The organism is Pseudonocardia sp. TMWB2A (genome assembly GCF_017312135.1).
Window position 1 is genome coordinate 1,036,466 of sequence record NZ_QKQY01000001.1, and the last position, 22,284, is coordinate 1,058,749.

13 protein-coding genes are annotated in these 22,284 nt (G+C 59.5%); 3 read left to right on the forward strand and 10 right to left on the reverse strand.

Annotated features, from left to right (window positions below):
- Positions 1 to 72: 72 nt before the first annotated feature.
- Genes addA through DMP17_RS04810 form a run of 6 tightly spaced genes read right to left on the reverse strand, consistent with a single transcriptional unit; the run spans position 73 to position 11,127 of the window.
- Entirely contained in the window at positions 73 to 3,525 is a 3,453-nt protein-coding gene (addA, locus tag DMP17_RS04785; protein ID WP_337827919.1) for a double-strand break repair helicase AddA, read from the reverse strand.
- A complete protein-coding gene (gene addB / locus DMP17_RS04790; RefSeq protein WP_337827920.1) occupies positions 3,525 to 6,521 on the reverse strand; it encodes a double-strand break repair protein AddB in 2,997 nt (998 codons plus the stop codon). The genes addA and addB overlap by 1 nt, the downstream gene beginning before the upstream one ends.
- A 28-nt stretch (positions 6,522 to 6,549) precedes the next feature.
- Positions 6,550 to 7,311 carry a nucleotidyltransferase family protein gene (locus DMP17_RS04795; RefSeq protein ID WP_337827921.1) on the reverse strand — a complete coding sequence of 254 codons (762 nt, stop codon included), beginning with the start codon at positions 7,309 to 7,311 and terminating at the stop codon, positions 6,550 to 6,552.
- Complete coding sequence (locus DMP17_RS04800; protein ID WP_337827922.1) at positions 7,308 to 8,309, reverse strand: aminoglycoside phosphotransferase family protein; 1,002 nt, start codon at positions 8,307 to 8,309, stop codon at positions 7,308 to 7,310. Before DMP17_RS04800 ends, DMP17_RS04795 begins: the two co-directional genes overlap by 4 nt.
- The gene (gene tsaE / locus DMP17_RS04805; RefSeq protein WP_337827923.1) at positions 8,294 to 8,749 is read right to left on the reverse strand and encodes a tRNA (adenosine(37)-N6)-threonylcarbamoyltransferase complex ATPase subunit type 1 TsaE; all 456 of its coding nucleotides are present in this window, start codon (positions 8,747 to 8,749) and stop codon (positions 8,294 to 8,296) included. The genes DMP17_RS04800 and tsaE overlap by 16 nt, the downstream gene beginning before the upstream one ends.
- Positions 8,749 to 11,127, reverse strand: coding sequence for a sensor histidine kinase (locus DMP17_RS04810; RefSeq protein ID WP_337827924.1), 2,379 nt, complete (start codon positions 11,125 to 11,127; stop codon positions 8,749 to 8,751). Before DMP17_RS04810 ends, tsaE begins: the two co-directional genes overlap by 1 nt.
- Before the next feature lie 528 nt (positions 11,128 to 11,655).
- Between DMP17_RS04810 and DMP17_RS04815 the strand changes: the two genes are divergently transcribed.
- Both DMP17_RS04815 and DMP17_RS04820 read left to right on the forward strand, forming a co-directional pair.
- Complete coding sequence (locus tag DMP17_RS04815; protein WP_337827925.1) at positions 11,656 to 14,745, forward strand: TonB-dependent receptor plug domain-containing protein; 3,090 nt, start codon at positions 11,656 to 11,658, stop codon at positions 14,743 to 14,745.
- Between the two features lie 106 nt (positions 14,746 to 14,851).
- Positions 14,852 to 15,637 (forward strand): hypothetical protein, encoded by a 786-nt coding sequence (locus DMP17_RS04820; protein ID WP_337827926.1) that lies wholly within the window; start codon positions 14,852 to 14,854, stop codon positions 15,635 to 15,637.
- Between the two features lie 98 nt (positions 15,638 to 15,735).
- Here the strand turns inward: DMP17_RS04820 and ahcY are convergent, their stop codons facing one another.
- A complete protein-coding gene (gene ahcY, locus DMP17_RS04825) occupies positions 15,736 to 17,133 on the reverse strand; it encodes an adenosylhomocysteinase (protein ID WP_337827927.1) in 1,398 nt (465 codons plus the stop codon).
- A 219-nt stretch (positions 17,134 to 17,352) separates the two neighbouring features.
- Positions 17,353 to 17,916, reverse strand: coding sequence for a YqgE/AlgH family protein (locus tag DMP17_RS04830; RefSeq protein WP_337827928.1), 564 nt, complete (start codon positions 17,914 to 17,916; stop codon positions 17,353 to 17,355).
- 148 nt (positions 17,917 to 18,064) lie between these two features.
- Here DMP17_RS04830 and DMP17_RS04835 point away from each other — a divergent pair, with 148 nt between their 5' ends.
- Positions 18,065 to 18,547 (forward strand): peroxiredoxin, encoded by a 483-nt coding sequence (locus DMP17_RS04835; RefSeq protein ID WP_337827929.1) that lies wholly within the window; start codon positions 18,065 to 18,067, stop codon positions 18,545 to 18,547.
- A 175-nt stretch (positions 18,548 to 18,722) separates the two neighbouring features.
- Here DMP17_RS04835 and DMP17_RS04840 read toward each other — a convergent pair whose 3' ends face one another.
- Together DMP17_RS04840 and DMP17_RS04845 are read right to left on the reverse strand one after the other, a co-directional pair.
- A complete protein-coding gene (locus tag DMP17_RS04840) occupies positions 18,723 to 20,159 on the reverse strand; it encodes an AMP nucleosidase (RefSeq protein WP_337827930.1) in 1,437 nt (478 codons plus the stop codon).
- Positions 20,160 to 20,284: 125 nt separating this feature from the next.
- Positions 20,285 to 22,186 carry a M2 family metallopeptidase gene (locus DMP17_RS04845; protein ID WP_337827931.1) on the reverse strand — a complete coding sequence of 634 codons (1,902 nt, stop codon included), beginning with the start codon at positions 22,184 to 22,186 and terminating at the stop codon, positions 20,285 to 20,287.
- Between the last annotated feature and the right edge of the window lie 98 nt (positions 22,187 to 22,284).

The window sequence follows — 22,284 nt, forward strand, 5'->3', positions numbered from 1 at the left end:
AACGACTCCTGAAATAGTTGGTTGCACAAATAGGTAGGGTGTCGCGCGCGGATGCTCAAGGCCTCTACGCGGTCAGCTTTGCTGTTGTGCGGTAAAGCCCGGCTTGTCGCGGTCAAGCTCCGCCTCGTCAAACGCAAACCAGCGCGGCCCCGCCGTATAAAGCAACGACGCGCGCACAGGGCGCCCCGGGAAAACCACCCGCAAAGCCGCGACATAGGCCGCCATCTGTCGCCGGTAGCCCAAGGGGATCGCGTCAATATCATCCGGCACCCGCCTTCCGGTTTTGAAATCGACCACTTCAATGACATCATCGCGGATGATGAGCCGGTCAACCGTGCCCGCGACCACCAGACCGTCCTCCAGCACCGCCGCAATCGGCGCTTCGGCAAGCGAATCCGGTCCGAACAAAGCGGCATGGGCGGGGTCATCAAGGATCGCAAGCGCATCGGCCAGCAAGGCGGCGCGCGCAGGCTCCTCCCAATGCGGCACCTGTGCGGCGAGCCAACGCGCACCCGCCGCCGCGCGATCGGATTGCATGACAGCAGGCAAGCGTTCGAACAACGCATGGAGCAAGCGCCCGCGTTCGGCGGCCATCGCGCGCGCGGCGGCAAGCGCGGCATCGGGCGGCGGATCGCTCACATCATCCTCGCCCAGCGACGAGGGCGCGAGCGGACGCGGCGGGCGCGCTTCCTGCGGAGCGGGCGCGGTGGCCCAAGCGGGAAGCGCCGTGCTTGCCCCCTCGCCTGCCACGCTTTCTGTCTCGCGCACCGGCCAGCCTTTGGTTGCAGGCGGAGCATAGCAACGCGCCGCGCCCCAATGCGCATCCGCATCCCATTCCACCCCGCGACTATCCATCGTGCGGTCAAGCGCGGCATACCAACTCGCTTCGGGCGGCACGCCGTTGGCGCGCGGACCTAGCGCGCCGCCAACAAACAACATTTCCTCCGCGCGCGTCATCGCGACATAGAAAAGCCGCCAATGTTCGGCGCGCTCGGCTTCCTTTTGCGCGGCAATCGCGTCGGCAATCGGTCCGAAAGCAGCCTTGGCAGAGACGGGGAATATGGGGAGGCCCAACACCTCATCGCCCACCGGAATGTCGAGCGTAATTCCGCCGGTTGGCGACTGGTCGGGATTGACGGTCGCGTCCGCCAGCACGACAATCGGCGCTTGCAGGCCTTTGGAGCCATGCACCGTCATCACCCGCACTTCATTGGCGCGCGCACCGGTTTCGCGCTTGATGTCAACATCGCCCAGGTCAAACCAGCGCAGGAAAAGCTGGAGCGACGGGCTATTGCCCTGCTCGAATGCAATCGCTGCATTCAACAATTCTTCAATCGGATCGCGCGCTTCATTGCCGAGTCGCGCAAGCAATTTGGCGCGGCCCTGAATCGGGCCGGACAGGATCGCTTCCAGAAAACGGTAAGGCGTCGATAAATCCGCGCGCGCCAAAATTTCGCGCAAAGGCGCAATATCCGGCCCGTCCGGCTCGCCTGTAAGCGCACGCAAATGCCGCCATAAAGGCACGCCCTTCCCCCGATAGCCCCAACGCAGCAAATCCTCCTGCGTCCAGCCCATCAGCGGCGAGACAAGCAGGCTGGCAAGGTTCAAATCATCATGCGGCTGGAGCGCAAAGCGGATGGTCGCGAGCAAATCCTGCACTGCAAGCGGCGCATTCAGTCGCAAACGGTCCACCCCCGCAACCGGCACTTTCATCGCATAAAGCCGCGCAACGATGAGCGCAGCCAAATCGCTGCGCTTGCGCACCAGCACCATCATGTCGCCCGGCTCGACGGACCGCCCGTCTATGCCATGCGCTATCCAGTCAGCGATTTGTGCGGCGAGCCGGTTGGCAAAGGTGCGGGTCGGCTCGTCAATCCAGTCTTCCTCGCCGCCTGCATCCCCTTCCCCGCTGTCGCCTTCCACCGTGTCAGGGCCAGCGGCGACCGGTTTCCACAAGGTCACCCGGCCCGGCAAATCCTCGCGCGCGCTCCTGTGGCGCACCACTGTCTCGTCAATCCCCATGACGCCCGCGCCCAAAGTTTCGAACACCGCATCGACCATCTCCAAAATCGGCGGGGTCGAGCGGAAATTGTCGGCGAGCGCGTAAAGCTGTAACTGGCGGTTGGCGCGCGCGGCTTTGGCTTCAAAAAAGTCCCGCGCAGCGCGATAGGCGATGGGGCTGGTCCCTTGGAAACCGAAAATCGCCTGCTTGAAATCGCCCACCGTAAAGAGCGTGCGCACCCGTTCGGGTTGTTCCTCCGCGCCATCCTGTTCGAACAGTTCGGCGGTGAGCGCATTGGCAATCGCCCATTGGTTTGTGTTGGTATCCTGCGATTCGTCGATCAATATATGGTCGGTGCGCTGGTCAAGCTTGAAGCGCACCCATTCCGATAACCGCCCTTCAAACAGCAAGGCCACCGTGCGTTCGATCAGGTCATCGAAATCAACAAGGCCGCGCGCGCGCTTCAAGCTGCCATAGGTGCGCGCATAATCGCGCCCCGCTTCAAGCGCGCCCGCAATCGCGTCGGACAGCGCCATATGCTGCGGCGTCGCCAATATAGTGCCGAGCGCATCCGCCAATCGCGTCGCAAGGTCGCCAACACCGGCAAGCTGCTTGCTGTAAATCGCCTGCAAACTCCCCGCAGCCGTCACCAAAGTGCGCACCACATCCTGGAGCGTATCGACGCGCGCTTGCGGTCCTGCTGCGATCCAAGCCGCAATCGTGTCGGCATGGCCGAGGCCCGTCTTGGTGCCCCACGCGGCATTGGCGGCAGCGATGGCCTGAAGGCCCGCCACATCCACGCGCGCATCCTCCACATTGGCGAGGAGCCAGCTTTCCGCATCCCCCACCGGCAGTTCGAAATATTGGCGTAGCGCCGGGGCAAATGCGCCGGTAATACGCGCCAATTTCTCCTGATATTGGCCGCAGCGATAGAGGAATTGCGTGGCCTTTTCCTCGCCCAGCCTCAGCGACAAATCCTGGACATAGCCAACAATCGCAAGCCTGCCGTCCTTTTCCGCTTCTGCCAGCATATCGGCCAAGGCTTCGCGGCGTAATGTCGCCTGTTCGCGTTCTTCCAAGGGCCGGAAACCGGGAATAAGCCCTGCTTCCACCGGAAATCCCGCCAGCACGGTTTGGCAGAAACTATGGATCGTCTGGATGCGGATGCCGCCACCCGGCGCATCAATCACTTCAGCGAAAAGCGTACGCGCACGGGCGATGGCGGCCTCGCTATTATCTTCGCCAATCGCGAATAATTCCTTGCGCAGCAGCTTGTCGGGCATCTGCACCCACGCCGCCAGCCGCTCCTGAATCCGTGCCGCCATTTCTGCCGCGCCCGCTTTGGTGAAGGTCAGGCACAGGATATTTTCGGGGCGCACGTCGGGCCGCATCAGCAAGCGGAACACGCGCGCGGTCAAAACCTGTGTCTTGCCGGTCCCCGCCGATGCCGACAGCCATACCAGATCGTCCGGCCGGACGGCGGCTTTCTGTTCTTCTTTTAACGGATGGAGTTCGCCCGCCATCAGCTATCACCCCTGCCCCGTTGCTCACGGCCATACCATTCTTCGAGCCGCATAAGCTGGTCATAATCGGTGTAGCCCGCATAATCGGGGTTGAGCTTTGCGGTGAAGCCTTCCGTGCCGGTGAGCCAGCGTTCCGCCGCTTTGATGAAATCGACACGCGCGCGCGCGACAAAATTGTCCGGATTGCTTTGGTCCATATATTTTTTGCTGAACGGCGAGCCGACATAGCCGAAATCGCCATTGGGCGCTTTGGAGAGTGACCAATATTCGAAATCGGTGACGCGCTCATCGGCGTCCGTAAAGCCGCCCGCTTCGGCGATGGCGCCGAGCAATCCCAACTGCATCGCAAAGCCTTCCGCGACCATTGCGGCGCTCGGCGGTTTGCCGGTTTTATAATCGACAATCGCAAGGCTGCCGTCGCTGTTGCGGTCGACGCGGTCGGCAATGCCGCGCAAGCGAACCCCGCCCAGTTGCGCCTTGCCTTCCTCTTCAAACAGGAAAGGCGTGCGCCCCGTCGCAATCAGCCCGCGCATATGGTCGGCAAGCCAGTCAATCGCGGCGAGCAAGCGCGGTTGCCACATCGCACGGATAATCGCGTGCGAGGCGGGCGATCGCATCAACGCTTCGGCACGCGCGCGGAGCTTGTCTGGGTCATGCTTATCCTGTTGGGACCAGTCCTGCAAAATCGCATGGACCGCTGTGCCGCGCCAAGCGGCGGTCGGTTCGGCGTCAATCGTATCGAGCGCCGACAGGTTGAGAACCGCGCGCGCATAAAAGGCGAAGGGGTCGGCCTTTAACCGGTCCACCGCCGTCACGCTAATCTCTTGCGGGCGCTGCTCCGGGCTGGGGACGGGCGAAGGCTGGCCCACCGTTATGCGCGTCGCCGCATGGTCGAGCGCGCGGGCAAGGCTCGCCAAGCCGCCCGCTTTTGCGCCCATATCCTTGCCGCTCAACGCCGCAAGCCTGAGCCAGAAGCGCGAGGCAATGGTCGGCGCGCCGCCATCGCGTTCGGCGCGCGTCAGGATCACATCCTTGGCCGCAAGTGCGCCCGCAAAATCATGCGCCGCCAAGCCGATGCGCGTTTCCAGCCCCGGAAGGCCGAGCCTGCGCCGGATGCCGGGGGCAAGCCACGGGTCGGGTGACGGCAAGCCCGGCCAGCTTCCTTCGTTAAGCCCGCCTAAAATCATCAGGTCGGCGCGCTGCAACTGCGCTTCGATCAAGCCCCAGATAAAAATGCGCGGATGACCGCCTTGCGCAGGCCGGATAGCGACGGTGCGCAGCATCGCATCGAGCATCGTGCCGAGCGCATCGGTGCGGACGAGCGCCGGACCATCGGGCGCGAACCGGCCCAGCCGTTCAAACAGGTCGGCAACCGCGCGGCCCTCTTGCCCGCGCCAGGCCGCATCTCCGGCAAAAACGGTCATCGCCTGTTGCAGCGCCGCTATGGCGGGCGCAATCGGCGTTTCCTCAGCCGCAAAAATGGCGGCAAGCGGTTGCAGCATTGCGTCCACTCCTGCCCACCAGTTGAGTAGCACAGTTAGCTCATCCTTGCGCCAAGCCTTGTCGCTATCCTCACGCAATTGTTCGATATGGAGCCTAATCGCGTCCAATCCGGCACCGGGACGCGGGCCGCGCAGGATGAGGTCGAGTTCACGCACCTGTTTGAGCCAGCTCGTGCGCTGCTCGCCCGCCGCAATCAACGGATGTTTGAGCAAAGTCAGCAGTTCAACCGGCGCAAAGCCGCGCGCGGCGGCCTCGGCCATCTGCACCGGCAAGGTGCCCGCCACCGTGGTCGAAAGCGGACGGCCTGCGGAATCATCCGCGCTAATGCCCCAGCGTTGCAGATGCGCGGCCACGCGCGTTGCAAGATTGCGGTCGGGCGTCACCAGCGCGGCGGTCCGCCCTTCGCTCTCCAACGCCTCGCGCAGAGCGAGCGCGATAAGCTGGGCTTCATCGGCGGGCGTGGCAAGCGCATAGGCGGTAATTCCGCCGAGCGACCGTTCGGGCGCGGGCAATTCCTGCCATTTGCCTGTGAACGCAGCAGGTGCGAACGCATTGCCGACCAGCCGCCCGCGCTTGGCCGGACTGTCGCGTTCGCTGCGGTGCGGCCATTCCTCCACCTCGGCGCGCGCAAAGCCCATGCGGTCGAGCAGCAATTTCAGATGATATTGCGGATGGCTTTCGATCCTTATCGGGCCTTTATCGCCCGCATCATGGTCGCGCGTTGCTTTGGGGTCATGGCCGAGCGCCGCCCATTCTTCCTCAGGCATGGCAAGATCGAGGTCGGAGAACACCACCATCCCTTGCGGCAGTTTGGCGACACTGGCGAGAAAGGCGGCGACTGCGGGCGATCCGCTGCCGATACCGGCGGCGATGATGAAATCGGCCTCGCAACCGTCGCGCGCCCAGCGGTCCGCCACGCCGCGCAAGAGCCGGTTGCGGCGGTCGGCAACGTCCATCGCGCCGATGCGCGCCAGTTCGACCGGCCATTGTTCGGTGACAATCCGGAACAATTTGAGCGAGGCTTCCCAATGGCTCGACAATTCACCGGCCAGCCCTTCATCGGCGAGCGCAGAGGGGGCAATATCTTCCACCTGCAACTGGTCGAGTGTGCGGCCCAACGCATCGGCCAGCCGCATCGCTTCGGCCCCGTCTATCGCGCGCGCTTCCGCGTGATAGGCTGCCGCCACAAGGCGCGACAGGATAAGCTGGCGCTGCAACGGATCGACCACGGGCGCGAGCGGCGTATCGCTGCCAATCGGGTCAAGCGCGCCGCCAATGCGCTCGCCAAGGTCCAGATCGCCTATCGGCACCATGCGCGGGAGCAGCAAGCCGCCGCCCGATTGCCGCACAAAAGCTTCCTGCAACGCCTGCACCGCGCGGTTATTGGGGAGCAGCACAATCCCGCGCGCAAGCCCCGTCACCCGGTCCTTACCGCCAAATCGGCGCAGCAATCCGCTCGCCAGCGCGTCACTAAAGGCCCGGTTGGCGGGCATCGAAAAAAGCGTGGGGGTTGGGGGGCGCTCAGCCACCGTCGAGCATCGCCTCGATGACCGGAATGGCCGCAGGCGTGCCGACATCGAACCATGTGCCGGTATGCACCATCCCATAACAGCGCCCCGTTTCAATCGCGCGGTTCCAGAACAGGTTGGTCGAAAACGGCCCTTCTGGCGCATCGACCAGCAGGCGTTTGGAGATAAGCTGGATGCCGATATAGACGAACGGCGCGACCTTGGCGGTCTTGCGGCGGGTGAGCCGTCCTTGCGCGTCCATATGGAAATCGCCCATGCCGCCATGATTATAAGCGCGCGCGTGCGGCACAAGCAGGAGCAGCGCATCCATCTTATCCCCGTCCCAACGCGCCGCAAGCTGGCGGATGCTGTCCAATGGGCCATTGACCCAGAAATTATCGCCATTGACGCACAGGAACGGATCATCGGGTATGAGCGGCTTGGCCTTCATCAACCCGCCCCCGGTTTCGAGCAACTGGTCGCGCTCGTCCGAAATCACAATTTCCAGGCCTTTGACATGGTTTTTGAGATATTCTTCCAGCACATCGGCAAGATAATGGACATTGACCACCACCCGCTTGACCCCCGCCGCCTTCAAATGGTCGAGCGTGCGGTCGAGCAAGGTCGCACCCGCCACTTCCACCAAGGGCTTGGGCCGCGTCACGGTGAGCGGGCGCATCCTTTTGCCAAGGCCCGCGGCCATCACCATCGCGGTTGCGGGCGGGTCTATACCGTCTTCAAGGCTGAGCGGGGTGCGTTGCGATTTACCGGTCATGCGGCGGAGGCTTCCCAAAAAGCGGCGCGTTTATCCGCCGGAATATTCGCGTCGAACCAGTCCTTCACCGGCCCCAAAGCCGCATGGGAGAGGTCGCGTTCCAACAAGCCCCACATACGCGGCTGATAGCCCAGATAATGGGTCTTACCATCACGCCGCGCTAGGCGGGTGAAAATGCCCAAAATCTTGGTGTTGCGCTGCGCACCCAGCACCCAATAGGCATCGCGGAACGCTTGCCCTGCACCACTTGCCGCGCAATAGCGGTCGAGCATCGCCGCTTCCAATGCTTCGGGCACATCGCGCCGCGCATCTTCGAGGACCGACACCAGATCATAAGCCGGATGGCCCGCCAGCGCGTCCTGAAAATCAAGCAGGCCCCAGCGCGCATGGCCGCTGCGTTCGCCTACCAGCATGATATTTTCCGCATGATAATCACGCAGCACCGTGACCGGCGGGTTTTGCTGTTCCAGCACTGGTGCCAGCACCGCGTCCCATGCCGCAATAAAGCCTTGGCTATCGACATCATCAAGCCCGACTTCGGGGCAATACCATTCGGTCAACAAGCCGGTTTCGCGTTGATATTCGTTGCGGTCATAAAGGCGGATGGGGGCGGCCGGTTTGGTGTGGAGGTCCACCAGCAAATCGACCACGCCTTCATAAATGGCGCGCTCCTGCCCCGGAAATTGCTCGATAACCTCGCGCATCCGTTCGGAGCCGAAATCTTCGATAAGGACAAGGCCCTGTTCCAGATCGCGCGCCAATATTTCCGGCGCGGAAAAGCCCTGCGCGGTCAAATGTTCGGCAATATTGATGAACGGGCGCGGGTCTTCATGCGGCGGCGGCGCATCCATCAGGACCGCGCTATGTTCGCCGCGCACCACGCGGAAATAGCGGCGGAAGGACGCATCGCCTGCCAGCGGAACAATTTCGGCATTGTCCCACCCGGCGGCAGAAATGAAAGCGGCGGCCCCTTCGGGCGGAATCATGGAAATGGCCATCGCCCTTCCCAAGCGGCTGGCACTCTGGCTGTCAAGCGCCGAGCGTCATTAGCGCCTGTTTCCGCCACTATTTCTATCCGCAATTGCAGCATATCGGGCCAGCCATAAGGCCCCAGCCGCTCCGGCCATTCGATCAGCAGCGCATGGTCATAACGCGCATCATCAAGCCCGAGTTCGGCCACTTCTTCCGGCTCGTCGAGGCGGTAAAGGTCGATATGCAGCACCGGAAAAGCGGTTTCGGGCGGCTCATAAGGCTGGACAATCGCAAAGGTCGGGCTGGGCGCTTCGCCCTCTAATCCCAACGCCGCCAAGATGGCGCGCGCGAGCGTGGTTTTGCCCGCGCCCAGTTCGCCCGACAGCGCCACTACATCGCCGGGGCGCAGCGCCTTGGCTATCGCCGCCCCGATCCGGTCGGCCTCGTCAAGTGCATAGTCCACCATCAGCGCGGCAATATCACAGTGACCATCGTGCCCGCCCCCGGCTCCGACACCAGTTCCAGCGTCCCGCCATGCATTTCGACCAGTTGGCGCGCAAGCGGTAGGCCCAGCCCCTTGCCGCTTTCCGGTGCATCATTGGTCCGGCGCGCGCGCAAATCGAACAGGCGTTGCTGCCGCTCGGCTTCTATGCCGGGGCCATTGTCCGACACGACAATGCGCGCAATACGGTCATCGCCATCGGCATGAACAAGCACGCGCGCATCGTTGCGCCGCGTCGCGCTGGTATAGCGGATGGCATTGCCGACCAGATGGTCCAGCACCTGCATCAAGCGGCGCTCGTCACCATCTATGCTGCCAAGGCTGCGTTCCAGTTGCAGCGCAATATCAATGCCCTGCCCGTTCGTCGAGCGGCTCGCCTTGCCGACCGCATCGCGCACCAGCCGCACCAGACTGACACTGGTTTTTTCCAGCGGCAAATTGCCCGCCTCGCTTTGCGACAGGTCCAGCACATTGTCGATATGGTCGCCCAGATGCTGCACGCTATCAAGGATAGCGGCGACATAGGGCCGCGCCTGTTCGGGCAACTCGCCCGCATAACCGCCCGCCAGCATCTCCGCAAAACCGCCAATCGAGGTGAGCGGCGTGCGCAGCTCATAACTCATTTTAGAGAGGAAATCGCTCTTGATCTGGTCGGCATCTTCGAGCGCCTGATTACGTTCTTTAAGCGCAATTTCCATGCGGCGGCTGTCGGTCACGTCGAGCATGGTGAACAGCGCATTGCCGTCGGGAAGCGGGAGGGCCGCAAATTCGAAATGCCGCCCGTCGGCAAAGCGCACGCGCCCCGCGCGCTGGCGCCGGTCGATGGTCGCGGCGCGCACAAGCTCCTGAATGACCGAAATCTGTTCGGGTTTTAGCAGGAGATGCGCGGTGGCGTTGAGCAGCTCGTCTATGCGCGGATGCCTGGCGAGATCTTCATTGTTAAGCTCCCAAATCTCGCGGAAACGCCGGTTCCATAAATGAAGCCGCCCGTCGGCCTGGAACACGCCAATCGCTTCGAACAAATTGTCGAATGTCGCGGTGCGTACGCGCAGTAAGGTGTCGCGCGAGCTGGCCAGTTGCGCCTGCTCGGTTCTGTCCTCGATAAGCAGGAGCAGGCCGCCATCGGGCGTCGGCTGGGCGACCACGCGCAAATGGGTGCCGTCCAACAGCAACCACATTTCCTCATTGGTATCGGTCGCTGAAAACCAGCCGCGCCGCTCGTCGCGCCAGGCGGGATAATCGCGCACGGCGGGCGTTTTTTCGGTCTCGCGCAATTTTTCGAGGATGCGGTCAAATTCGCCATTATCCGCGAGCCATTGCCGCTCCAGTCCGAAGATGCGGCGGAACGGCTGGTTGGTGAAGCGCAACTGCCGGTCGGGGCCGAATTGCGCGACCGCCGCCGATACGCGGTCGAGCATATCGCGCTGCGCATCGACGAAGCGGCGATGTTCGGCGCGGCCATTTTCCAGTTCCTGAATGTCGATTGCATAGCCCGCGACGCCCGCATCACCGAGCGGCACATCGACCACGCGCGTCATGCGGCGCTCGCCATGCATGGTGACGGGTATGGCGCGGCTGGTAATTTCGCCGCGATTGGCGGCAAGCTGGGCGGTCTGCATCGCGCTTTGCCCTGCAATCGGCTCGACCAGTTCAATCGCCTCCGCGACAATCCGTTCGGCATTGGCCGCGCCAGTCGCATGGACATAGGCTTGGTTGACCAGTTGCAACTGCATATTGGCGCCGCGAAACCACATCGGGAAGGGCGCAGCCTCGATCAGCCCGGCCAGCGCGACAAAGGCATCGACCGCCTCGTTACGTTCGTCGCGCAGTTGGGCGAGTTCCGCCTCGCCCTCCGTCGCATCGAAAATCCACAGGATAACCGAACCGGTCGGGCCAAGCTTGGCCGGGGCCTGCCCGCCTTTGATAAGCAAGGTGCGGCTAGACCCTGCCGGACGCAAAGGCCGCGTAAAGGATTTGCCGCCCTTTTGCGCCGCGAGCAAATCCTTGCGCAAGGTCGCAAACTGGTCGTCGGACAGCCCGCCGCGCCGCGTAGTTTCCACTGCTGCAGGCGCAAGATCGTCAAAATAGCGCGGCAGTTCGGGCAGGCCCAGCCATTGCGCCAAGCGTTCCGGCGCTTCGATTTTGAGGTCGGGCTTGACCAGCATGGGGAGCGCGGGCGCGGAATCGAGTAGCATCGAAAGCCGCGAGGCTTGCGTATCGACAAAGGCCGCCTTGCGCTGCATCCCCACACCGCGCAACAGCGCCCAAATGGCGAGCAGCATCCACAAGGTCACAACAAAACCGATCGCCATGACCGGCCAGCTTCCTGCCGTCAGAATCATGCCCGGAATGCTCTCATGCCCATCATCGCCAAGCCCGTAGCGCAAGCAGCGCCCCACGCAAAGCAACTCTTTTTTATATGGTCAGGGGGCATGTCCCCTTGGGAGACCGCACAACTGGCAGTTTAAGGAGGCTTGGCAATAACGCCGACCTTCCTCCAATCACACCCTTTGTGTAAGACATTGAAATTACATATGTCCATTACAATAAAGACTACCTTATGTCCTCCGCTACCATATCGTCCAGATTATATGTAAACCTAGTGTAAAATATTTTTCCAACATCAATTTTTAAGCAATATCTCTAATGATTTCAGTCGCATTTAAGATATCAAAGAAGATGTTTACAATGATGCGACATTTCAGCAACAGGTTTAATCCAATGTCGACTTATTGCCTGTCGTTGTTGACAGAGCGTTCCCACTTTGAAAGTCTGAAACGATAGTTTGTGTCTCCGGTTAAATCTGTGAGGCGCAGAACTGAGGGCAAGGCAAGCAGGTAAACTGAAGCCTATCAACAGAGGAAGCGAAAATGAATTTCGAGAACCATAGTGCAGGCGCATTGCGCCAACGTGGTATTGCATTGGCGACCGTTTCGGCTTTGGCGGTCATGTTGTCATCGCCTGCTGTCGCGCAGGAAACGGACACTGCAACGGCTTCGGAAACAACCGAAGATAAGCAAGAAGCCGAAAGCACATCCGAAAGCAGCCAGGACGCGATTATCGTAACCGGCTCGCGCATCCGCAAAAGCCCCTATAACAGCCCCGATCCGGTGACGGTGATTGACCCGGCCATTTCACAGGCGCGCGGCCAGATGAACACTTCGGAAATGCTGCAATCGTCGATTGTCGCTGCGGGTTCGTCGCAAATCACCTCCGCAATTTCCAGCGCGTTCGTAACCAATGGCGGTCCGGGGGCTGAGACTGTCTCGCTTCGTGGCCTTGGTGCCAACCGCACGCTGGTCTTGGTCAACGGGCGTCGTGCAGGGCCTGCCGGCACGCGCGGTGCAGTGAGCGCGTTCGACCTTAACGTCCTCCCGCAATCGGTTATCCAGTCCGTCGATATTCTGAAGACAGGCGCTTCATCGGTTTATGGTTCCGATGCAATCGCCGGTGTTGTGAATATCATCACCAACAAAAAAGTCGACGGCTTTGATGTTTCGGCCTTCTCTTCGGTTTCCGACGGCGGTGGCGGCGAGCAATATCGCGTCAGCGGCACATGGGGCAAAACATTTGACCGAGGCCATATCACGCTGTCGTTGGACTATAACCGGCGCAATATGTTGCAACGCAATGACCGTAAATATCTGAGCTGCCCCGAAGAATATACGTTCCGGCCGGATGGCTCGCGCGCGGATTTGGTGGACCCACGCACCGGCAATTACCGGTGCAACGACACGGTGTGGGGCCATGTTTGGGCCTATGACTTCAATTTCGCAAGCGTTGGACGCTGGCAGGCGGATTATGGCGAAAATCTTGGCCAATATATCCCGCCGAGAAACCCCGCTTCTCCGCTCCCCGGCTTTATCACCCCCGGCAATTTCTATCAGGTCGGCTATGCCAACGCGAATTTGCCCAATCCGGGCGCCGCTGTTGCGGTAGATAATGCTTATCATCCCTTCTTCGGCCGGGAATCCCTTATCCCCCAGACCGACCGCTACACGGCCTATCTTGATGCCTCCTATGAATTTAGCGATGCCTTCGAGCTTGGAGTTGAAGCATTGCGCAACCGCCGCACCACGCGTTCGGCCAGCTATCGCCAATTCTGGAATTATTTTTATACCGGTGATTATGACCCGATAAGCCAAGGTTGGGGCGGAGATTATGTTCTTAACCCGGTGGCGATCACGGATCACTTCAATTCATCGCAGAAGGTCGATTATTTCCGTGGTCTGGTCTGGGCCAAGGGCGAGATCGGCAAAGGCTGGAACTGGGATGCCCATTATCAATATAGCCGCTCCGATGGCCGCTATACGCAGGATATTATTTTCAAGGATTCGATGGATGCCAACGCCTATCGCACCGGGTCATGCGTTGGCACAACAACCGCTCACAATGGCAAACCCTGTATTGACGTTAATTGGCTCGACCCCCGCTTCTTGCGCGGTGATTTAACGCAAGAAGAGCGTAGCTTCCTGTTCGGGGAAGATACGGGGCGCACTCTTTACAAACAGAATACGTTCGAAGCCTCGGCCTCCGGTCCTCTGTTCAAACTGCCTGCAGGACAGGTCAGTGTCGCACTTGGCGGAACGATCCGAAACGACAAGATCAACGATACGCCCGGACCGCAAACCTTGGCCAATAATAGTTGGGGCCTGACCAGTTCGGGCATCACGGCGGGCAAGACCGTGACGAAAGAAGCGTTCGGGGAAATCGAGCTTCCGCTCATTTATAATACCCCTCTCATACGTAACCTCACACTGTCAGCATCGGGCCGTGTGACGAATGTTGACGCGACACGCATCGACGGAGCGAAACATTCCACCAAAGGCAACTGGACTTATAGTGTCGGGGCCAATTGGGAAGTGACGGACTGGCTGCGCTTCAGAGGCCGTTATGGCACGTCATTCCGCGCTCCGGCGCTGTACGAGCAGTTCCTGGCAAACCAGACCGGCTTCCAAGCACAGCGCAATATCGACCCATGTATCGGTTGGGCGCAAAAGCTTGAAGCACAGCAAATCAGTCAGCGGCTCGCGGATAATTGTGCGGCAGGGACAGGGGCGATTGCCGGTGTTCCCGGGGACCATTCCGGTGCCGGTAACTCGGTCATGGTTACACAAGGCGGTGGCTTGGGCGTGCTGAAGCCCGAAACATCGACTGCCAAATCCGCCTCTGTCATCCTGACACCGCGTTTTGCGTTCCTGCCCAATACGCGGGTTAGCCTCGCCGTTGATTATTTCGACATCAAAATCAAGGGTGAAATTGCGACGCTGAGCGCCGCTAATATCGTCGCCGGATGCTATACGTCCGATTTCTTCCCGGACGATCCCTTATGCTCGCTTTTCTCCCGCGTTCCTGCCGGTGAAGCGGGCGCAAACAATATTGAGGGCGTCACGGCGACCTTTATCAACATCAACCACCAGCGCAGCAAAGGTATCGATGTTACCGGCAATGTGCGGCAAGACCTTGGAAAATTGGGTAATCTAAACTTCACTGCACAGATGAACTGGCAGATAATGGATGAAACCGCCCTTTTTGAAGGCACGGTGATCGACGATACCGGTGAACATGGCGAACCGCGTTGGGTTGGCGATTTCAGCCTGTCTTATGAACCGTCGGAACGTTTCATGCTCTATTACGGGCTCCAGGTGATCGGAGCGACTGCGGACGATGCAGACTATATTGGGTCAAACGAAGATATGTGTCGCACGACTATCGCGCGCGGAACATATTGCGCCGTGACTGCGACAAAGGCCAAATTTTACCATAGCCTTTCCGGAACGGTAAAGCTCGACAAGTTTGATTTCACACTGGGCGTGTCGAACCTGTTTAACAGCAAACCCCCGCGCGTAACTGCTGGGTCTATCGCCGGTAACCAGACGACGGTCGGTAATGCACTGTTCGATTCACAATATGACTATATCGGTCGGCGCTTCTTTGTGAATGCGCGCGCCAGATTCTGATAATCCGGCACAGCAATAAAATTCGGGCGGCATCACGGTGCCGCCCTTTTTTTAACATGCATGTGCGGCTATCCGCATAATGGCCAAAAAAAGGGAGGAGCCCCGCGTGCCAGAAATTCATATGAAGCCGGACACATTATGGAAAGAAGTGGACCGTTTCGAACAAGCCCCGCTTAAACAACCTGTTTTTCTGAACAGTGTTCCGAAATCGGGCAGCCATCTTCTGCGGAATATCATCCGCATGTTTGTCGCCAATGAACAACATTATACCAAACAGTTCATCCAATATGGAAATTTGAGCGAACATGCCCATGCTATCGACGCGCGCAAACCTATGCTGAGTTGGGGCCATTTATTCTTTTCGGATGCTTCCGTTATCGAAACCGCCCAAGCGCGAAAAATCCTGCTTGTGCGCGACCCTTATGACTGGGTGCTGGCACGGGCGCGCTTTTTTGTATCGTCCGAATTTCGCGGGAACGTCGAGCATCTCCGGTCAGGTTCGCTGTCGGTTGACGATCTTCTGAGCATCATGATTTTCGGCCTCCCCAATTCGGCCCCGCCGATGGAGGATATTTTCACCCTGAACGCCGTTGCCTGGCTTGGTTCGGCAATCCATCTTGTGCGCTATGAGGAATTGGTCGGCGCTTTGAAAAAGCTGGAGTCCGACGAAAGCGCGCAATATTTCAGCACGCTGCTCGATGCTTGCGGCATTGAAAAACCGCAGGACTGGCTGGAGCGGGTGAAAATCGGGTCAGCCAGAGAGCATAGCGCGACTGCGCGCGAACGGCTCAATCTTCCCGATATGGAGTTTCCGGATCAACTCCCCGAAAAACATCGCGCGTTGGTAAATTATGCAGCGCCCGGCTTACGCGCCATGCTGGGCTATAGTTAAACGGCCTTACCGCCTCATTGGTACATAAAAAAATGGCCCGTCGCAAAAGACGGGCCATTTTTTTGAAATCAAAGTGTCCTGATGGACGGTTACCCAAATCAATAACGATAATGGTCCGGCTTGAATGGGCCTTCGACCGGCACGCCGATATAATCGGCCTGCTTTTGGGTCAGGGTCGAAAGCTTGACGCCGAGCTTTTCGAGGTGGAGCGCGGCCACCTTTTCGTCGAGATGCTTGGGAAGGACATAGACTTCGTCCTTATAGTCTTCGCCCTTGGTAAACAGTTCGATCTGCGCCAGCACCTGGTTGGTGAAGCTTGACGACATCACGAAGGACGGGTGGCCGGTCGCGCAGCCAAGGTTCACAAGGCGGCCCTTGGCGAGCACGATGATCTGCTTGCCATCAGGGAATTCAACGAGGTCGGTGCCCGGCTTCACTTCGTCCCATTTATAATTGGCTAGCTGCGCAATCTGGATTTCGCTGTCGAAGTGGCCGATATTGCACACGATCGCCATCGGTTTCATCGCCTTCATATGGTCAGCGGTGATAACGTCGGCGTTGCCGGTTGCGGTGCAGAAAATGTCGGCGCGCTGGACGGCTTCGTCCATCGTCACGACTTCAAAACCTTCCATCGCGGCCTGAAGCGCGCAGATGGGGTCAATTTCGGTCACAAGCACGCGCGCACCGCCATTGCGGAGCGATTGGGCCGAGCCTTTGCCCACGTCACCGAAACCGGCAACGCACGCAACCTTACCAGCCAGCATCACGTCGGTCGCGCGACGGATCGCGTCGACCAGCGACTCTTTACAGCCATAAAGATTGTCGAATTTCGACTTGGTGACCGAGTCATTGACGTTGATCGCGGGGAACGGCAGCTTGCCTTCCTTGGCGAGCTGATAAAGGCGCATTACGCCCGTGGTGGTTTCTTCCGAAACGCCCTTGATCGCCTTGACAGTCGCGGTGAGATAGCCCGGCTTCTTGGCGATAAACTCCTTCACCGCGCGCTGGAATTCGATTTCCTCGTCATTTTCAGGGGCCGAGAACGTCTCTCCGGCTTCCAAGCGTGCGCCCCACAGCGCGAACATAGTGGCATCGCCGCCATCGTCGAGGATCATGTTGCAAGGCTCATCGCCCCAATCGAAGATGCGGCCAACATAGTCCCAATAGTCGGCAAGGCTTTCGCCCTTGATGGCGAAAACGGGGATGCCCGCCGCCGCAATCGCAGCCGCCGCATGGTCTTGCGTCGAGAAAATATTGCAGGTCGCCCAGCGCAGATCCGCGCCGAGTTCGGCCAGCGTTTCGATGAGCACAGCGGTCTGGATCGTCATGTGGAGCGAGCCGGTGATGCGTGCGCCCTTCAAGGGCTTCGATGCGCCATATTCCGCGCGCAATGCCATAAGGCCCGGCATTTCGGTTTCGGCAATTGCGATTTCCTTGCGGCCAAAATCGGCAAGACCGATATCGGCAATCACATAATCATTCTGGGCTTCAGCCACGAAAGTTTCTCCAATTTGAAAGCTTTGGTTGGGTGCGCCTATAGCGCCGCGCAGGCCACTGCGCAAGAAGGATATAAAGAAAGCTTTATGTCATATATACGTCAGCCCGGCCGCGCGGGCGCAACCGCCCTCCCCGCTTTTTTCAAAGCCGCTACCCTCCCGGCGCTCCACCACGCTATTTTCTTTACTATTCATGCCATTACGGGCAGGCAACAGACCTCAAGCCCGCCCGCCCTGCGCGCTTAATAACCGCACATCGACGCCATCATCGGCATAGGCTTTCGCCCAGCGATCATCGGCTTTGGTGTCGAACAGCAAAGCGTCCGACCCTTGTGTCACATGCCAGGCATGATGGTGTAATTCGGCCTCAAGCTGCCCTGCGCTCCATCCGGCATAGCCCAGCGACACAATCCAGCGGCTCGGCCCCGTCCCGTCGGCAATCGCGCGCAAAATGTCGAGCGAATTGGACAGCGCCCATTTGCCCGCAACATCGACGCTGTCCTGCCCGCCCCAATCAAGGCTGTGCAGCACAAAGCCGCGCGACTGGTCCACCGGCCCGCCATAATGGACCGGCACATCGCGGCCCGCATCGCCTTCGATGCCAAGCTGGTCGAACAATTCACCCATCCGCATATCGCCGAAAAGCTGGCCAATGCCGATGCCGAGCGCGCCTTCTTCGTCATGGGTGCAAATCGCAATGACCGCCTTTTCAAAACGCGGGTCGCCCATGCCGGGCAGCGCCAGCAAATATTGGCCGGGATAATAAGGCGCGAAGATGTTCATGGGTCCGCCTCCTAAGCCATCGCGGCGCAATGTGCAAAAGGGTCCGGCGCGCGAACCGAACATTTCGGCTGCATAGGCCTTGTTCATACTGGACAAGCCCCCATCTTGGCGGCACTCACCGTTTCGCACACCCCTTAAAAGGAGAAGAATGATGACATTGAAAGTTGGCGACCGTATCCCCGACGCAACCCTGACCAAAGCGGGCCCTGAAGGCCCCGAACAGGTTTCCACCGGCGATTATTTCAAGGGCCGCAAGGTTGCGCTCTTCTCCGTTCCCGGTGCATTCACGCCGACCTGCTCGGCCAAGCACCTCCCCGGTTTTGTTGAAAAAGCGGCTGATTTGAAGTCCAAGGGCATTGACGAAATCGCGTGCACTGCGGTCAATGACGCCTTCGTCATGGGCGCATGGGGCAAAGCTTCGGGTTCCGAAGATGTGACCATGCTCGCAGACGGCAATGGCGATTTTGCCGAAAGTGTCGGCCTCACCATGGACGGTTCGAAATTCGGCATGGGCAAGCGCGGCCAGCGTTTCTCGATGATCGTCAATGACGGCGTGGTCGAGCAACTGAACGTCGAAGCGCCCGGCGACTATAAAGTCTCCAGCGCAGAGCATATGCTCGAACAGCTCTAAAGAAATTCCTCCCCTACGCGGGGAGGATATTTTCAACCCACCCGTTCCCCCGCGCAGGCGGGGGTCTAGGGTTAGCTAGCGCGACCTCTCACTGGCCCCCCGCCTGCGCGGGGGAACAGCCCTCGCTATAGAATATGGTCTGCAGCGCCAATTTCCTGCAAAACGGACGCGCGCCTTATCTGAACGGCGGTTCGTTAAACGCGCGCAATTTGCGACTGTGGAGTTTCGCGCCCTCGTCGCGCATCAACTCGCAGGTTTTGATGCCGATCTGCATATGTGCGGCAATCGCCTGTTCATAGAAACGATTGGCTTGGCCGGGGAGCTTCAATTCGCCGTGGAGCGGCTTGTCCGACACGCACAGCAACGTTCCGTAAGGCACGCGGAAGCGATAGCCTTGCGCGGCAATGGTTGCCGATTCCATGTCGATGCCGATCGCGCGCGATTGCGAAAAACGCAGCGCGCTGGTCGAATAGCGCAGCTCCCAGTTGCGGTCATCGGTGGTCACAACCGTGCCGGTGCGCATCCGTCGCTTAAGGTCAGCGCCGCTAGACCCCGACACATCTTCCGCCGCCGCCGCGAGCGCCAATTGCACCTCGGCAATCGGCGGGATCGGGATTTCTGGCGGGAGGACATTGTCGAGAATATGGTCATCGCGCAGATAGGCGTGGGCGAGCACATAATCGCCGATCCGCTGGGTCGAGCGCAGCCCGCCGCAATGGCCGATCATCAGCCAGGCTTCGGGACGCAAGACCGCCAAATGGTCGGTAATCGTCTTGGCGTTGGACGGCCCGACGCCGATATTGACGAGCGTGATGCCATGACCGTCTTCGGCGATAAGGTGATAGGCGGGCATCTGGTGCCGCCGCCATGCGCTGTCCGCGACCAACTGGTTGGGGTCGCTATCGGGCTTATCGGTATAAAGCCCGCCCGCCCCTGACAGCGCGACATAGCGGCCCTTCCCGATTTGCTGGCACGCCCATTGGACAAATTCGTCGACATAGCGGTGATAATTGGTGAAGAGGATATAACGCTGGGTATGTTCGGGCGGCGTCCCCGTATAGTGGCGCAGCCGCGCAAGGCTGAAATCGGTGCGCAACCCGTCGAACAGGGTCAACGGGTGGATATCATCGGCAAAGTCGAACAGGCCATCGGCAATCTCGTCGCCAATATCGGCAAGCTCGGTCGCGGGGAAATAGCGCGCCAGTTCCAGCGGCGTCGTGGTCCCCGACACCATCTCGCCCGAAGGGTCGAGCACATAAGGGAAAGGAATTTCCTGACGGCTGCGACGGACTTCGACCTCGACCTCATATTGTTCGAACAACAGGTTCAACTGTTCGCGCAGATAGTCGCGGAACATTTTCGGGCGGGTGACGGTGGTGCGATATTCGCCCGGCGCATCAAAGCGCGCAAAGGCTTGGTTGGCGCTTGATTTCAGCTCCACCCCTTCATACCGCACGACCAGTTCGGGATAGGCGAAACTGCCATCCTTGCGCATCAGCGGGTCGGGCGGAGTGCCGGTGGTGGTATAAGTGCGGATCGCGTCCTGGAGACGATGGACCGAGGCGGAAAATTCAGCTTCAAGCTGATCGATTATTTCTTCTGTTTTCTTCATGCCCCGCGCTCATAGCAGCATATTGTGGCGGGAGAAAGATAGCCCAGAGGCAGGGCGCAAGAAGGGGAAGAAAGACAGGCGGGCGTCGCCATTTTTTCGCAGCGACGCCCTTACCCTTGCGTGTCTTACCAGCCGCAGGTCTTACCCTTATTCTGCTCCTTCAACCATTTCTGGAGCGGCGCAAAATAAGCGATCATCGCTTTGCCGTCCATTTCGCGGCTGCCGGTGAAGGCCTGCAATGCGTCGGGCCAAGGCTTTGACGCGCCCATTTCGAGCATATTGTTGAGGCGGGTGCCGACTTCCTTATTGCCATAGAAAGAGCAACGATGGAGCGGCCCCTTCCATCCGGCCTGTTTGCACGCAGCCTGATAGAATTGGAATTGCAGGATGCGCGCGAGGAAATAGCGGGCATAGGGCGTGTTGCCCGGCACATGATATTTACCGCCCGGATCAAAGGCGTCCGCCCCGCGATCGGATGGCGGCATGATGCCCTGATATTGCTGGCGGAGTGCAGTCCAGCTTTTGTTATAATCGGCAGGCTGCGTCGTGCCGTCAAACACGCCCCAGCGCCATTTATCGACCATCAGACCAAAGGGCAGGAACGCCACCTTGTCCATCGCCTGACGCAAGAGCAGGCCAATATCCTTGTCCGCGCCCGGCACTTTGGATTTGTCGAGCATACCGATCTGCACCAGATATTCCGGCGTAATCGACAAAGCGACAAAATCGCCAATCGCTTCATGGAAGCCGTCATTGGCGCCGTTCAGATGCAGATAGCTCTGGTTCTGATAAGCACGCTGGTAATAATTATGACCGAGTTCATGGTGGATGGTGACAAAATCATCCCCATTCACCTTGGTGCACATTTTGATGCGGACATCATCCTTATTGTCCATATCCCAAGCCGACGCATGGCATTGCACTTCGCGGTCACGCGGCTTGATAAACAGCGAGCGGTCCCAGAAGGTTTGCGGCAGCGGCTTCAGGCCCAGCGACGAATAGAAATTTTCGCCAATCTTGACCATTTCGCGGGCAGGTGCTTCGCGCTTGGCTTGGTCAATCTCGGTCGGCGCGGGGTCATTCAGCCCCTTGGCGTGCAACAGATCGGTAATGTCATAACCGATGTCGCCTGCGCCTGCGGGCGCAACGATGTCATAAATATTGCCCCATTCCTGCGCCCACATATTGCCGAGCAGGTCGGCGCGGATCGGGCCGGTTTTGGGCTGGACGCTATCGCCATATTTTTCGTTCAATTTGGCGCGCGTATAGCAATGGAGATCGTCATAAAGCGGCTTCACCTGCCCCCACAAACGGTCCATAGTCTGCGCAAATTGGGCGGGCGGCATGTCATAGTTGGAACGCCACATCGCGCCGGTATCGGAATAGCCCAATTCCTTCGCGCCTTCATTGGCGATGGCGACCATACGCGCATAGTCTTGTTTCATCGGCTTGCCGACATTGTCGTTCCAGCTCGTCCACATTTCCTTGAGCTTGGCAGGATCGCGGTTGGTGCCCATTTCGGCTTCCACATCCGAGCCGCTGATCGGCTGGCCGTTCAGCGTCGCCTTGCCCTTGGCATAAGTGGAGGACAGCCGTGTGGCGATATCATTAAGTTCAGCCGCTGCGCCCGCTTTGGTCGGCGCAGGAAGGACCAGACCACCGCGCAAAATGTCGAGCTTGCGTTTGGTTTCCGCCGAAAGCCCTGCAACATTTTGATATTTCGCCGCTTCCAGCGCATATTTGACCGCCATTTCGGTGCCCTTGGTGCCATAAGCGGCAACCAATGCGTCGGTGTCGTCGGTCACGAAATTGGCATTGACCCAAGCGGCCTTTCCGCCCTCGATCGAAAAATCATATAAATCCTTTTCCGCCGCCTTGATAAAGGCTTCGGCGTCGGCAACCGTGGGCGCGGCCGTCGGCGATGTCGCCTGCGCTGGTTGCGCCGGGGCTTTTTCCTGCGCGACAGCAGGCGTTGCCATCACCGCAACAGCGCCGAGCGCGGACGTTAAAAACAGTCTGGATTTCATGATAAACCTCCCTGAGCTTTTACTATAGTTGCGGTTGTGACGAGTGCGCAGAGTCGGGTCAAGGGTGCGCCGCCGGACGGCACGGTAAAATCCCGCTA